Here is a 13,258-nt window from a genome sequence, read left to right on the forward strand (position 1 = left end):
CGTGTCCGGCGGCAGCAGCCTGCTCGAGGTCCGCATCGCGGCCCCGGCCGACGACGCGCCCCGCATCGCCCGGCTGCTCGTCGAGGAGCGGCTCGCGGCCTGCGCCCAGGTCCTGCCCGGCATGACGTCGACCTTCCGCTGGGACGGGGAGGTGACGACCGCCGACGAGCACCTCGTCCTCGCCAAGACCACCCGTTCGCGCTTCGACGCCATCCTCGACCGCGTCGGCGAGGTGCACCCCTACGAGACGCCCGAGATCATCGCCGTGCCGATCGTCGAGGCGAGTGCCGCGTATGCCGCGTGGCTCGTCGACGAGGTCTCCGCGACCGAGCGCTCGTGAAGGACCCCCTGCGCCGGCTCGTCGCCCACGACCTGCGGGGCACGATGCCGCCCGCGCCCGAGGGTGTCGTGCTCGTCCTCCACGGCGGGGGCGAGAAGGGCTTCGGCCCGATGCCGTGGTGGGAGGGGCCGGTGCTGCGCATGTGGCCGTTCGCGAAGGCGATCGAACGGCGGGCCGGCGACCGGCTCGCCGTCGTCCGGCTCAAGAACCGCTACTTCGGCTGGAACGGCACCGAGCAGACCCCGCTCACCGACGCCCGCTGGGCGCTCGAGCGCATCCGCGAGAGGTATGCCGGCCTGCCCGTCGCGGTCATCGGTCACTCGATGGGTGGCCGGGTCGCGACCCACCTGGCCGCCGAGCCCGACGTGACGACCCTCGTCGGTCTCGCCCCGTGGGTCGAGTCCGGCGACCCGCGCCCCGGCCGGCCGGGGCTGCGCGTGCTGCTCATGCACGGCGTCGACGACCGGACGACCGACCCCGCACGCACCGTCCGCCTCGGCGACGAGCTGCGCGCCAAGGGGGCCGACGTCACGTGGCGACCCGTCGACGGCGAGGGCCACTCGATGCTGCGACACGCACCGACGTGGCACCGCGAGGTCGCCGAGTTCGTCACGGACTCGCTGCTCGACGGACCGGATGGGGCCTAGGCGCTCGGGATAGCCGACAGCAGCTCGCGCGTGTAGTCCGCCTGCGGGTCTCCGAACAGGGCCTCGGGAGAACCGGACTCGACGATCCGGCCCCGCTGCATGACGTGCACCTCGTCCGAGATCATCCGCACGACGGCGAGGTCGTGGCTGATGAAGAGATAGGCAAGCCCGAGCTCGGACTGGAGCCGCGCGAGCAGCTCGAGGATCTGCTGCTGCACGAGCACGTCGAGCGCGGAGACCGCCTCGTCGAGGACGACGAGGTCCGGCTCCAGCGACAGGGCCCGCGCGATCGCCACGCGCTGGCGCTGCCCACCCGAGAGCTGGTGCGGGTGGCGGTCGACGGCATCGGCCGGCAGGGCGACCTGCTCGAGCAGGGGCGGGCGATGCGGATCATCGTCGATCTCCTGTGCCTTCGGGTGCTGTCGCAAGGGCGGGCGACCGGAGAAGCCCTACAGTTGCTCTCTCGCGAGCGAAAGATTCCTACATCGCTGTCTCGCCGGCGCCGGGGTGCCGAACGGGAGGAATTGGTGAGTTGTGCACGTCACCCCGGCAGGCCCGAGGCGTGCCGAACGGGAGGAATTGGTGAGTTATGCACGCACGGTCTCGTCGTCGGGCGCCGTCTGGGAGGTGCCCGCGAGGCCGAACCAGCTGACGACGCCACCGGTCGTGAGGAGCACCGCGCACACGACCATCGCCGCCCGGAAGCCCGAGGTCATCGCCGCAGCCTGCTGGTAGTCGTCGCCCGAGAGGCCGACGATCGCCGGGAGGGCGGCGACCGCGAGGAGGGACCCCGCGCGGGCGACGGCGTTGTTGACGCCGCTGGCGACACCGGCATACCGGTCCGGCGCGGCCGCGAGGACGGTCGAGGTGAGCGGGGAGACGAGCAGGGCCAGCCCGAGCGCGAAGACGACGAGGCCGGGGAGCACCGTCCACCACGTCGCCCCGCGCCCCGCGGGGAGCAGGAGGAGCGCGCCGACCGCGCACACGACCGGCCCCACCGACATCGGGATCCTCGGCCCGATCCGCTCGGCGAGCTGGGAGGCCCGCGACGACAGGAACATGAGGGCGATCGTCACGGGCAGCCCGGTGAGGCCGGCCGACAGGGCGGACCACCCGGCGGAGACCTGGAGCTGGAGGACGAGGATGAAGAAGACGACGCCGAGCGCGCCGTAGACGACGAAGGTCATCGCGTTGGCCGCGGAGAAGACACGGTCGCCGAAGAGCGACAGCTGGACGAGCGGCGTGTGCGCGCGCGACTCGACGACGACGAACCCCACCGCCGCGACGACGGCGACGACGGACACGGCGACGAGCAGCGGCCGGCTCATCGTCGCCGACGCGGTGAGCGCGTAGGTGAGGCCGCCGAGCGCGAGCACGGTGAGTGCGGCGCCGAGGACATCGAACCCACGCCCGGTCGCCTCGGTGTCGCGCGACTCCGGCGTGGCATAGAGCGTGAGCGCGATGACGGCGAGGCACAGCGGGACGTTGATGCCGAAGATCCACCGCCAGCCGCCGTTGTCGACGAGCCAGCCGCCGACGAACGGGCCGATGGCGGCCGCGATGCCGGACAGCCCAGCCCACGTGCCGATCGCGGCGGCGCGGTCCTCGCGCCGGAAGGCCGACTGGATGATCGCGAGCCCGCCGGGGGTGAGCAGGGCGGCACCGATGCCCTGGAGGACCCGGGTTCCGACGAGCTGACCCGGTGTCTGCGCGACGGCGCACAGCGCGCTCGCCACGAGGAACCACACCATCCCGACGAGGTAGACCCGGCGCCGGCCGAGCCGGTCACCGAGCGCACCGCCGACGAGGACGAGCGAGGCGAGCGCGAGCATGTAGCCGTTGATGACCCACTGGAGCTGCTCGAGCGAGGCGTCGAGCTCGGTGCCGATGGTGCGCAGCGCGACGTTGACGACCGAGCCGTCGAGGATCGCGATGCCCGACCCGAGGGTCACGGCCGTGAGGGTGAGGCGGCCGCGGGTCTCGTCCCGGGCGAGGAGTTCGGTCACACCGGCCATTGTCACTGGCTACCGTCCGGTAGGACTGGGGCATGACTGCTGCGACGCGGATCAGCGCGTTCACCGACGACGCCCTCGGCACAGACGACGCGAGTGGGGTCGCCGCCCGGATCGCCTCGGGTGAGATCTCGGCCCTCGAGGCCGTCGACGCGGCCATCGCACGGGTCGAGGCGGTCAACGGCGAGCTCAACGCCGTCGCCGCGTGGGACCGGGACCGCGCCCGTCGTCGCGCCTCGTCCGGACGGGTCCGCGGTGCCTTCGCAGGCGTCCCGACCGCGACGAAGGAGAACATCCACGTCGCCGGTATGCCGTCCGCCATGGGTTCGCGGGCCGTCCCGTCCGCGCCCGGCGAGGTCGACGGCGCCTTCACCCGACAGCTCCTCGACGCCGGGGTCGTCCCGGTCTGCTCGACGACGATGCCCGAGTTCGGGTGGACGGCGTCGACCGAGCGTGTGGGCGGTGACGTCACGCGCAACCCGTGGGACACGGCATACAGCAGCGGTGGCTCGTCAGGAGGCTCGGCCGCGCTCGTCGCGTCCGGCGCGCTTCCGATCGCCCACGGCAATGACGGCGGAGGCTCGATCCGGATCCCGGCGGCCGCGTGCGGTCTCGTCGGGCTCAAGCCGTCGCGCGGCCGCCTGCGGCTCGACGAGGGCAACGCCACGATGCCGGTCAAGGTCGTCGTCGACGGGGTGCTCACCCGGTCGGTGCGGGACACCGCACGGTTCTTCGAGGCGGCGGAGCGGAGCTGGCGCAACCCTCGGCTCCAGCCGATCGGGCGGGTGGACGACGGGCCAGCGCGCCCGCTGCGGGTCGGCGTCATGACCGACTCGCCCTTCGCGCCGCCGTCGGACGACGACACCCGGGCCGCGGTCGAGCGGACCCGCGACCTGCTGGAGTCACTGGGGCACACCGTCGTCGAGTACGCCCCGCCGATTCCGAGGTTCTTCAAGACCGACTTCGAGGACTACTGGTCGCTGCTCGCCTGGGCGGTCTCGAGGAACCGGGGTGGCATGTTCGGGCCGGACTTCGACGCGGCTGCCCTCGACCCGCTCACGCTCGGGCTCGCGAAGCGGTTCCGGCGACGCGCGCACAGGGCACCGCTCTTCGTCACGCGGCTCGCGGCCTCGGGGCGGGTCCAGGAACGGACCTTCGGCGACGTCGACCTCGTCCTCACGCCGGTCCTCGCCCACACGCCGGTCCTCGCCCACACGCCGCCGCGGATCGGGCACCTCGGGGCGGACCAGTCGTTCGAGGAGCACTTCGAGAAGCTCGTCGCCTACGCCGCCTTCACGCCCCTTGCCAACGCGACGGGCGCCCCGGCGATCTCGCTGCCGCTCGGCCGCACCGGCGACGGCCGCCCGGTCGGGGTCATGCTCTCCGCACGCCTCGGGGACGAGCGACGCCTCCTCGAGATCGCGCTGGATCTCGAGGAGGCGTCACCGTTCCCGTCGCTGGCCGACGTCGGCTAGCGCTGGGTGGGGGTTACTCGACCGAGGAGTTGTACTGGTCGATCTGGCTCTTGAGCGACTCGGCGGCCTTGGTCATGGCCTCCTGGGGGTCGGTGCCGTTGAGCGCGGCCTCGAGACCGTCCTCACTGGCCTTGCGAGCCTGCGGCATGACGCCGAGGAGGCACCCCTGCGTGGCCTTGCTCAGCTTGGTGTTCTCGAGCTGCTTGACGGCGACGTCGAAGAGCGGGTTGGCCTTGCGGTACTCGACGTCCGACGGCTCCTCGAGCGCGCCCTTGCTGATCGGGAAGTAGCCGGTGCCGATGTGCCACTGGGCCTGGCTCTTCTTGTCGGCGAGGAACTTCACGAAGCGCCACGCCGCCTCCTTGTTGGCGTCCTCGTGGTTCTCGCCGTTGATCCACAGCGACGCGCCACCGATGATCGGACCGCCCTCCGTGCCCGCCTTGATGTGCGGGTAGTTGGCGGCGCCGAGCTCCCAGCCGCCCTCCTTGGCGGCCTTGCTGAAGCCACCGAGCTGTCCGGTCGACTCGAGGGTGATCGCGAGCTGGCCGGACTTGAAGGCCGCCTGCGCCGCCTTGGTGTCACGACCGGTGTTGGCGGCGAGGCCGTCCTTGACCATCGTCTGCCACCACTTGACGACCTCGACCGACTCGGGTGAGTCGAACTGGACCTTGGTGGCCTTGCCGTCGCGGCCGTTGCCCTGGTCGCAGTACTCCTTGCCGTCCGTGGCGATGAACTGCTCGAGGAGCCAGCCGTAGATCGCGGCGCCGAAGCCGTAGTCGGCGGGCCCGCCGGCCTTCTTGGACAGCTTCTCGGCGGCGGTGCGGATCGCGACGAGGTCCTGCGGCGGCTTCTCGGGGTCGAGGCCGGCCTTCGTGAAGAGCGACTTGTTGTAGTAGAGCACCGGCATCGAGGTGTTGAACGGCATCGAGTTGAGCTTGTCGTCGATGCTGTAGTAGCCGGTGATGTTGGGCTGGAGGTCGCTCACGTCGAGCTTGTCGCGGTCGATGAAGGCCTGCATCGGGATCGTCTGCTTGGCGTCGATCATGAAGCGGGTACCGATGTCGTAGATCTGGATGACGTCGGGCGTGGACTTGCTCTGGATCGCCGCCTTGTACTTCGTGATGGCGTCGTCGTACTTGCCCGCGTAGGTCGCCTTGACCTCGATCTTTCCCGTGTTCTGGGCGTTGAAGTCGGAGACGAGCTTGGTGAGCGCCTCGGCGTTGGTGCCGTCCATGGCGTGCCAGAAGGCCACCGTCGTCACGCCGCTGGCCTTGTCGAGGACGTCGGCTGCGGGAGCTCCTGAGCTGCCCCCGTCGCCGCCGTCTCCGCCATCCCCCGAGCCGCCGCCGCAGGCGGCGAGGAACAGTGACGCGGACGCCACGGCCGCGGGGACGGCATACCGAAGCCTCGTGCGCCTCGCGGCGCTGGAAGTCGTCGTTCTCACGTGAAACTCCTTTGTTCTCTGAGCGGTGCTCACTTGACGGCGCCAGCGGTGAGCCCGCGGACGATGAAGCGCTGCCCGAAGATGACGAGCAGGAGGGTGGGGAAGAGCGCGAGCATGACGCCGGCGAGCACCATGCCCGGGGAGTCGGAGTCCGAGCTCTGCAGCTGGCTGATGCCGATCTGGATCGTCTGGTGCTTCGGGTCCTCGGTGGCGAGCAGCGGCCAGAAGTACATGTTCCAGGCCGAGAGCGCCGACCAGATGCCGAGGGCGGCGAGGCTGGGACGCGACAGCGGCAGCAGGATCGAGAAGAGGAAGCGGAAGTGCCCGGCGCCGTCGACGCGCGCCGCGTCGCGCAGCTCCATCGGGAACGACAGGAACGACTGCCGCAGCAGGAAGGTCCCGAAGCCGGTCGCGAGGAACGGGAGGGTGAGGCCGGCGATCGTGTCCTTGAGGCCCCACTGCGAGATGAGCAGGTAGTTCGGGATGATGATCGACTCGAACGGGATCATCATCGTCGAGAGGAAGACCCCGAACCAGAACGCCCGCCAGCGCAGGTTGAGGAAGACGAAGGCGTAGGCCGCGAGGGCGCTCGTCACCATCTGGCCGAGGGTGATGCCGAGGGTCTGCAGGACGCTCGTGAGGTACTGGTTGCCCAGCGGGATGATGTCGAGCGCGTTGGAGTAGTTCTCGGGGTGCAGGCCGTTCTTGGGCCACAGCGCCGGAGGGAAGCTGTTGGTGTCGCGCTCGCCCATGAACGACCCGACGAGGCCGTAGTAGACGGGGAAGAGCACGACGAGGAAGAGCACCCCGAGGATGAGGTAGGTGCCGATGTTCGACGGCTTGGTCGACGAGCGCCGCTTCGGCTTCTGCGTCGAATTCGTCGTCGTCTGTGAGGCGGTGGTCACCGGTAGAACACCTTCCTCTCGAGGACGCCGAACTGCAGCGCGGTGATGATGAGCACGATGATGAGCAGCACCATCGCCTGGGCCGACGCGTAGCCGTAGTTGCTGTTGTTGTTGGCGAACGCCTGCTCGTAGATCGAGTAGACGAGCGTCGTCGTCCGGTCCTCGGGCCCGCCGACGGTGAGGATCTTGATCTGCCCGAAGCTCTGCAGCGAGTGGATCGTCCCGACGACGACGAGGAAGAACAGCTGCGGCGTGAGCAGCGGCATGACGATGCTGCGCTGAAGCCGCAGGCCGGAGGCGCCGTCGAGCCGGGCCGCCTCGAGGACGTCCTCGGGGAGGGCGCCGAGGCCGGCGGAGAGGACGAGCAGGTTGTAGCCGATCTGCATCCACACGGTCGCGCCCGAGACCGACCAGAGAGCGAGGTCGGGGTTGGTGAGCCACTGGACCTTGTCGACGCCGAAGGTGTTGAGGATGCCGTTGAGGACGCCGCTGGCCGGGTTGAAGAGGACCCCGAAGATCACCGACGCCGTCGCCACCGAGAACGCGAACGGCAGCGCGAAGGCCGTGCGGAAGAACCGAACTCCGCGGATGCGCGACTGGAGCAGCAGCGCGATGAGGAGGGCGATGGCGATGCTCGGGATGACGGTGAGCACGGTGAACGCGAACGTCACCCACAGCACCTGGAGGAAGTCCGGGTCGCCGAAGAGCCGCGTGTAGTTGACGAACCCGACGAACCCGCTCGGGTTGCCGAGGATGTCCGTGCCCTGCACCGACAGCAGGATCGACTTCACGAGCGGCCAGAAGATGAAGAGCCCGAAGATCACGAGGGCCGGCAGCAGGTAGCCCAGCGCCACCCACCGCTCCCGCTTGGCCCCGCTGCCTGCCGCGTTGTTCGACTGCGCCTGCGGTGGTTGGTTCGGCCGGTCGGGGTCGTGCTCGGCGAGCACCGGTTCACCGGTCGTCGTCGTCACGTCACACCTGCTCCCTCGTCGTTGTGGGTGGTCGGCGTCATGCTAGGCGGGTTCCTCCACTTTCTGTCGCTCCGGGATGACTACACGGGGGTTTTCTTCCCGGCGATTCGCAGCGTCCTGAACAGCGTGTATGCCGTGTGCCCCGGTTAGTTTGGAGGTCACCATCCGTTCGGCGAGGGGCACAGCATGATCCGGTTCGACGGCGTGACAAAGAAGTACCCGGATGGGACGGTCGCCGTCGACGACCTCAGCCTCACCGCTCCCACGGGCAAGATCACCGTCCTCGTCGGCCCGTCGGGATGTGGCAAGACGACCTCGCTGCGCATGATCAACCGGATGATCGAGCCGACGAGCGGGCTCATCTCGCTCGACGGCCAGGACACCGGCCGCATGAACGAGGCCCAGCTGCGCCGCGGCATCGGCTACGTCATCCAGCACGCCGGGCTCTTCCCTCACCGCACCGTCGTCGACAACGTCGGCACCGTCCCCCGCCTGCTCGGCTGGGACAAGAAGGAGACGCTCGAGCGCTCGCGCGAGCTGCTCGACCGGGTGGGGCTGGCGCCAGAGCTGGCCGACCGCTATCCCTCGCAGCTCTCCGGTGGCCAGCAGCAGCGCGTCGGGGTCGCCCGGGCGCTCGCAGCCGACCCGCCGGTCATGCTCATGGACGAGCCGTTCAGCGCGGTCGACCCGGTCGTGCGCGACCAGCTCCAGGACGTCTTCCTCGACCTGCAGTCCGAGCTCGGCAAGACGATCGTCTTCGTCACCCACGACATCGACGAGGCGATCAAGCTCGGTGACCAGGTGGCGGTGCTCCGTGTGGGAGGCAAGCTCGCGCAGATCTCCGACCCGGCATACCTCCTCGCCCACCCGGTCGACGACTTCGTGGCGGACTTCGTGGGACGGGACCGGGGCTACCGGTCGCTGCAGTTCCAGCCCGCGCCGAAGCTGCCGCTCACCTCCGAGCGCACGCTGCTCCTCGGCGAGTCGACGGCGGGCGTGAGTGGCGACTGGGTGCTCGTCGTCGACGACTCGCACCGACCGCTGGGTTGGGTCGAGCCCGCGCGGGTCTCGGGCGAGGTCACGAGCGAGCACCTGCACCGTGGTGGGACCGTGGCGCGGGCGTCCGGGTCCTTGAGGGGTGCGCTCGACGCGGCGCTGTCGTCACCGTCGCGGCGTGGGGTCGTCGTCGACGACGAGGGTGAGCTCGTCGGCACGGTGCGCGCCCACGAGGTCCTCTCGCTCATCGAGGCGACCGACCGACCCGACGAGGACCGCGCCGACGCCTTCGCGGAGGAGGGCGCCTGAGATGGAGTGGGTCAACGACCACTGGGGCGACATCTTCGCGCTCGCCCGCAGCCACGTCTGGCTCGCGGGGCTGCCCTTGGTTCTCGGGTTGCTCATCGCGCTGCCGCTCGGGTGGGCGGCACGGCGCTGGTCGCGCCTCTATCCGGTGCTCATCTCGGCGTCGGGTCTGCTCTACACGATCCCGTCGCTGGCGCTGTTCGTCCTCATGCCGCTCATCCTCGGGACACGCGTCCTCGACCGGGCCAACGTCGTCGTCGCGATGACGATCTACACCGTCGCGCTGCTCGTGCGGACGGTCGCCGACGGGCTGGGGTCGGTGCCCGAGGCGACGCTCCAGGCTGCGCGAGCCATGGGCTACAAGGGTTTGCGGCGGTTCTTCGGGGTCGAGCTGCCGCTCGCGGTGCCGGTCATCGCGGCGGGCCTGCGGGTCGCGGCGGTGTCGAACGTCAGCATCGTGTCGGTCGCCTCGCTCATCGGCGTCTCGCAGCTCGGCAACCTCCTCACCGACGGCTACGACCGGTTCATCACCGCCGAGATCGTCGCGGGGATCGTCGCGTGCGTGGTGCTCGCCCTGCTCTTCGACGGGCTGATCCTGCTGGGCCAGCGGCTGCTCACGCCGTGGGTCCGGGCGCAGGGAGGCCGGGCATGATCGCCAGCATCCTCGAGTGGCTGACGTCCTCGGCGACGTGGTCGGGGGAGGCCGGGCTGGGCGCGCGGATCGTCGAGCACCTCTGGTACTCGCTGCTGGCCGTCGTCATCGCCGCTGCCGTCGCTGTCCCGTTGGGGCTGTGGGTCGGTCACACCGGCCGCGCCCGCTGGCTCGTGTCACTGGCGAACTCGCTGCGCGCCGTGCCGACGCTCGGCCTGCTCTTCGCGGTGGCGCTGTGGCTCGGCCCGAAGATCTCCGGTGAGCTTGCGTTCCTCATCCCGAGCGTCGTCGTCCTCGTGATCCTCGTGATTCCGCCGATCCTCTCCGGCGTGTATGCCGGCGTCGAGGCCGTCGACCCCGCCACCCGTGACGCCGCGCGCGGCATGGGAATGCGCGGGATGGAGGTCGTCCGGCAGGTCGAGATCCCGAACGCGCTGCCGCTCATCCTCTCCGGCCTGCGCTCGGCCTTCCTCCAGGTCATCGCGACGGCGACAGTCGCGGCATACATCGGTCTGGGTGGGCTGGGGCGCTACCTCGTCGACGGGATCAAGACCGGCGACTACGTGTCCACGGCCGGTGGCGCGGTCGTCGTGTCCGTGCTGGCGTTGCTGGTCGACGGCGTGCTCGCCCTCGTGCAGCGGCTCGTCGTCTCGCCCGGGCTCACCGGCGGTCGCACGGGTCGGACCCGGCGGGGACGGTCCGAGCCGACGACCGCGTCGACATCGCCGACCACGTCGACCGGCTCGAGCACGAGATCACCCGCGCGATCCGGAATGTCGGCGGGCGATGGTGGAGTTGACTCCCATGCGACGTGACCCCGCGCGGCGATGTCGCACGCTCGACCGTCGTGGTCGCGTTGACCGCCTTGTCCGCTGCACCGTGCCGTCTCCGTTCGTCCCTCCCGACCCGCTCCACGTCTCGTCCCCAGCACCGCCGTCAGACCGATCGCAACCGAAGGACACCCCATGAAGCGCATGACTGCCGTACTCGCTCTCACCACCACCGCGATCCTCGGTCTGTCGGCCTGCGGTGGCGGCGGTGACCCGCTCGCCTCCGAGTCGCCGACCGCCTCGGGCTCGGGCTCGTCCGGTGGTGGCGGCAGCGTCGTCGTCGGCTCCGCCGACTTCCCCGAGTCCGAGCTGCTCGCCGAGATCTACGCCGGCGCCCTCAAGGCCAAGGGAGTCGATGCGACGACGAAGCCGCGCATCGGCTCGCGCGAGATCTACCTCAAGGCGCTCGAGGACGGGTCGATCCAAGCCATCCCGGAGTACACCGGCGCCCTGGGCTTCTTCTACGACAAGAACTTCAAGGAGACCGACCCCGAGAAGGTCTACACCGCGGTCGAGGGTCTCCTGCCCGCCGACTTCGCGATGCTCGAGAAGTCGGCCGCTGAGGACAACGACTCCATCGTCGTCACCAAGGAGACCGCCGACTCCAAGAAGCTCAAGACCATCGCGGACCTCAAGGCCTCCGCCGGCGAGATGTCGCTCGGTGCCCCGCCGGAGTTCCAGAAGCGCCCGCAGGGTGTGCCCGGTCTCCAGTCGACCTACGGCGTGACGTTCAAGACGTTCCGCCCGCTCACCGGCCAGGGGCTCGTCCAGGCGCTCAAGAACGGTCAGGTCGACGCCGCCAACATCTTCACGACCGACCCGTCGATCGCGGAGAACGGCTTCGTCTCGCTCGAGGACACCGAGAAGCTCTTCGGTTCGCAGAACATCGTCCCGCTCGTCGCCAAGGACCAGTCCGAGCAGATGGCGCCGGCGCTCAACGCGGTCTCGAAGGCCCTGACGACCGAGGTCATCGCCGAGCTGCTCAAGCAGACGGTCATCGACAAGAAGGACGCCAAGGACGTCGCGGCCCAGTTCCTCAAGGACAACAACCTCGGCTGACCCGTCCCCTCGCTCGTCCCTGACGCCCCTCCCGACCCGGTCGGTGAGGGGCGTCAGGCTGTCAGACTGCGAGCATGCAGATCCCCGACCCGGCGCTGGTGCTGCTCGTCGGTGCGGCCGGCTCGGGGAAGTCGACCTGGGCCGCGGAGCACTACCGACCGACCGAGGTCGTCTCGTCCGACGCCCTGCGTGCGCTGGTCGGGAGCGGAACCGCCGACCTCGACGCGTCGAACGACGCCTTCGAGATCCTCGACCGAGTGGTGACCGGACGGTCCCGTCGCGGTCTCACCGTCGTCGTCGACACCCTGGGTCTCGACGCCCAACGGCGTGCCGCGTGGGCGGCGCTGGCCCGCAGCGCCGGCCTCCCGACCGTGGCGGTCGTGTTCGACACCCCAGCCGCTGTCTGCCGTGCGCGGAACGCGGCGCGGGACCGGCCGGTCCCCGCGTCGGTGCTCGGCACGCAGCTGCAGCGCGTGCGTGACGTCCGCACCGAGCTCGAGGCGGAAGGGTGGGAGGTGCACGTCGTCGGTGGCGAGGCGTCCGAGCCCTCGTCGCTGGGGTCCCCGGCATCCTCGTCGTCGACGGGCTCCTCGGCGGCCACGACGACGCCTTTGCCGACGATGGTGAAGGCGGCGAAGACGGGGGCGCAGCCCTCGCCGGTGCTGCCGTCGGGCGCCCACGGACCACGGGTGATGCTCCAGATCTCGCGCTTCCCGTGGGGGGAACACCCTCTCGACTGGCTGCGTGGCATCGCACTCGCGGCGGACGAGGCCGGTTTCGCCGGCCTCGCCCTCATGGACCACCTCATCCAGATCCCACAGGTCGGGCGGGCCTGGGATCCGATCCCGGAGCCCTGGGTGACGTTGGGCGCGCTCGCCGCCCTCCCCACCGACCTCCTGCTCGGCACGCTCTGCACGCCGGCCACCTACCGCCCAGCGGGCATCATCGCGAAGGCGGCGGCCACCCTCGATGTCCTGAGTGGAGGGCGCGCCTTCTGCGGGGTGGGCGCGGGTTGGTGGGAGCGAGAGCACTCGGCGTTCGGCGTGGGCTTCCCCTCCACGACCGGTCGGGTCGACGAGCTCGATGCGGCCGCGGAGACCTTGCGGGCTCTGTGGGCACCCGGCACCAAGGCCTACAACGGCGAGCGGGTCTCGCTGCCCGAGACCACGTGCTACCCACGCCCCGTCGGCTCGCTGCCACTCATCATCGGCGGGGGTGGCGAGCAGCGCACGTTGCGCATCGCGGCCACATGGGGCGACGCCTGCAACGTGCAAGGAGACCTGGACGTCGTCAGGCACAAGATCGACGTCCTGCGTCGCCACTGCGACGAGGTAGGACGACCCCGCGACGAGGTAGAGGTCACGGTGCTCGACGTCGCCGTCGTCGGCTCCGACCGTGATGACACCTGGACGAGAGTCGAGCGGCTGCGCGGACGCACCAAGGCGGCGGTGTATGCCGCCAGACACCACGCGGGAGAGGTCGCGGCTCACCGTGAACGGCACGACCGGCTCTTCGAGGCCGGGGTCGGAACGGTGTTCCTGGCGCTGCCGGACCTGGCAGGAGCGCGCGACGTCGAGAGGGTCGCTGCGCTGGCCCGGCGCTGATGCCGCGCTGCCGAACT

At 70.3% G+C, this 13,258-nt stretch carries 12 protein-coding genes and 1 pseudogene; 8 read left to right on the top strand and 5 right to left on the bottom strand.

The window, feature by feature from the left end:
• Position 1 precedes the first annotated feature (1 nt).
• Entirely contained in the window at positions 2–340 is a 339-nt protein-coding gene (gene cutA, locus N798_RS10235; RefSeq protein ID WP_198030738.1) for a divalent-cation tolerance protein CutA, read from the top strand.
• Positions 337–987 carry an alpha/beta hydrolase gene (locus tag N798_RS10240; RefSeq protein ID WP_052117157.1) on the top strand — a complete coding sequence of 217 codons (651 nt, stop codon included), beginning with the start codon at positions 337–339 and terminating at the stop codon, positions 985–987. Before cutA ends, N798_RS10240 begins: the two co-directional genes overlap by 4 nt.
• Here the strand turns inward: N798_RS10240 and N798_RS10245 are convergent.
• Both N798_RS10245 and N798_RS10250 read right to left on the bottom strand, forming a co-directional pair.
• Positions 984–1,418: pseudogene (locus tag N798_RS10245) on the bottom strand (ATP-binding cassette domain-containing protein); the annotation flags it as partial. The gene N798_RS10240 and the pseudogene N798_RS10245 overlap by 4 nt on opposite strands.
• Positions 1,419–1,574: 156 nt before the next feature.
• On the bottom strand, positions 1,575–3,002 hold the full coding sequence (locus N798_RS10250) for an MFS transporter (RefSeq protein ID WP_052117159.1): 1,428 nt from the start codon (positions 3,000–3,002) through the stop codon (positions 1,575–1,577).
• A 32-nt stretch (positions 3,003–3,034) separates the two neighbouring features.
• Between N798_RS10250 and N798_RS10255 the strand changes: the two genes are divergently transcribed.
• Positions 3,035–4,474, top strand: coding sequence for an amidase (locus N798_RS10255; protein ID WP_035948201.1), 1,440 nt, complete (start codon positions 3,035–3,037; stop codon positions 4,472–4,474).
• Positions 4,475–4,487: 13 nt separating this feature from the next.
• Here N798_RS10255 and N798_RS10260 read toward each other — a convergent pair whose 3' ends face one another.
• From N798_RS10260 to N798_RS10270, 3 genes are read right to left on the bottom strand one after another with little or no spacing between them, the layout of a single operon-like run.
• On the bottom strand, positions 4,488–5,918 hold the full coding sequence (locus tag N798_RS10260; RefSeq protein ID WP_084100470.1) for an ABC transporter substrate-binding protein: 1,431 nt from the start codon (positions 5,916–5,918) through the stop codon (positions 4,488–4,490).
• Positions 5,919–5,947: 29 nt separating this feature from the next.
• Positions 5,948–6,823, bottom strand: a complete 876-nt coding sequence (locus N798_RS10265) for a carbohydrate ABC transporter permease (protein ID WP_084100473.1) — start codon at positions 6,821–6,823, stop codon at positions 5,948–5,950.
• Complete coding sequence (locus N798_RS10270) at positions 6,820–7,794, bottom strand: carbohydrate ABC transporter permease (RefSeq protein WP_229708393.1); 975 nt, start codon at positions 7,792–7,794, stop codon at positions 6,820–6,822. The genes N798_RS10265 and N798_RS10270 overlap by 4 nt, the downstream gene beginning before the upstream one ends.
• Before the next feature lie 186 nt (positions 7,795–7,980).
• Here N798_RS10270 and N798_RS10275 point away from each other — a divergent pair, with 186 nt between their 5' ends.
• From N798_RS10275 to N798_RS10295, 5 genes are all read left to right on the top strand, one after another.
• Entirely contained in the window at positions 7,981–9,099 is a 1,119-nt protein-coding gene (locus tag N798_RS10275) for an ABC transporter ATP-binding protein (RefSeq protein WP_035948204.1), read from the top strand.
• A 1-nt stretch (position 9,100) separates the two neighbouring features.
• Entirely contained in the window at positions 9,101–9,748 is a 648-nt protein-coding gene (locus N798_RS10280; protein ID WP_035948205.1) for an ABC transporter permease, read from the top strand.
• Positions 9,745–10,563: an ABC transporter permease gene (locus tag N798_RS10285; protein ID WP_035948206.1), complete on the top strand. Its 819-nt coding sequence runs from the start codon at positions 9,745–9,747 to the stop codon at positions 10,561–10,563. Before N798_RS10280 ends, N798_RS10285 begins: the two co-directional genes overlap by 4 nt.
• 150 nt (positions 10,564–10,713) lie before the next feature.
• On the top strand, positions 10,714–11,637 hold the full coding sequence (locus N798_RS10290; RefSeq protein ID WP_035948207.1) for an ABC transporter substrate-binding protein: 924 nt from the start codon (positions 10,714–10,716) through the stop codon (positions 11,635–11,637).
• Positions 11,638–11,711: 74 nt separating this feature from the next.
• Positions 11,712–13,241, top strand: coding sequence for an LLM class flavin-dependent oxidoreductase (locus tag N798_RS10295; protein WP_035948209.1), 1,530 nt, complete (start codon positions 11,712–11,714; stop codon positions 13,239–13,241).
• The last annotated feature ends 17 nt before the right edge of the window (positions 13,242–13,258 follow it).

This window comes from Knoellia flava TL1 (genome assembly GCF_000768675.1).
Taxonomy (GTDB): domain Bacteria; phylum Actinomycetota; class Actinomycetes; order Actinomycetales; family Dermatophilaceae; genus Knoellia; species Knoellia flava.

Bases quoted from the DNA above. Each gene is read 5' to 3' on its own strand.
- N798_RS10250 (WP_052117159.1), bottom strand. From the start codon at position 3,002: ATGGCCGGTGTGACCGAACTCCTCGCCCGGGACGAGACCCGCGGCCGC.
- N798_RS10255 (WP_035948201.1), top strand. From the start codon at position 3,035: ATGACTGCTGCGACGCGGATCAGCGCGTTCACCGACGACGCCCTCGGC.
- N798_RS10275 (WP_035948204.1), top strand. From the start codon at position 7,981: ATGATCCGGTTCGACGGCGTGACAAAGAAGTACCCGGATGGGACGGTC.
- N798_RS10280 (WP_035948205.1), top strand. From the start codon at position 9,101: ATGGAGTGGGTCAACGACCACTGGGGCGACATCTTCGCGCTCGCCCGC.
- N798_RS10285 (WP_035948206.1), top strand. From the start codon at position 9,745: ATGATCGCCAGCATCCTCGAGTGGCTGACGTCCTCGGCGACGTGGTCG.
- N798_RS10290 (WP_035948207.1), top strand. From the start codon at position 10,714: ATGAAGCGCATGACTGCCGTACTCGCTCTCACCACCACCGCGATCCTC.
- N798_RS10295 (WP_035948209.1), top strand. From the start codon at position 11,712: ATGCAGATCCCCGACCCGGCGCTGGTGCTGCTCGTCGGTGCGGCCGGC.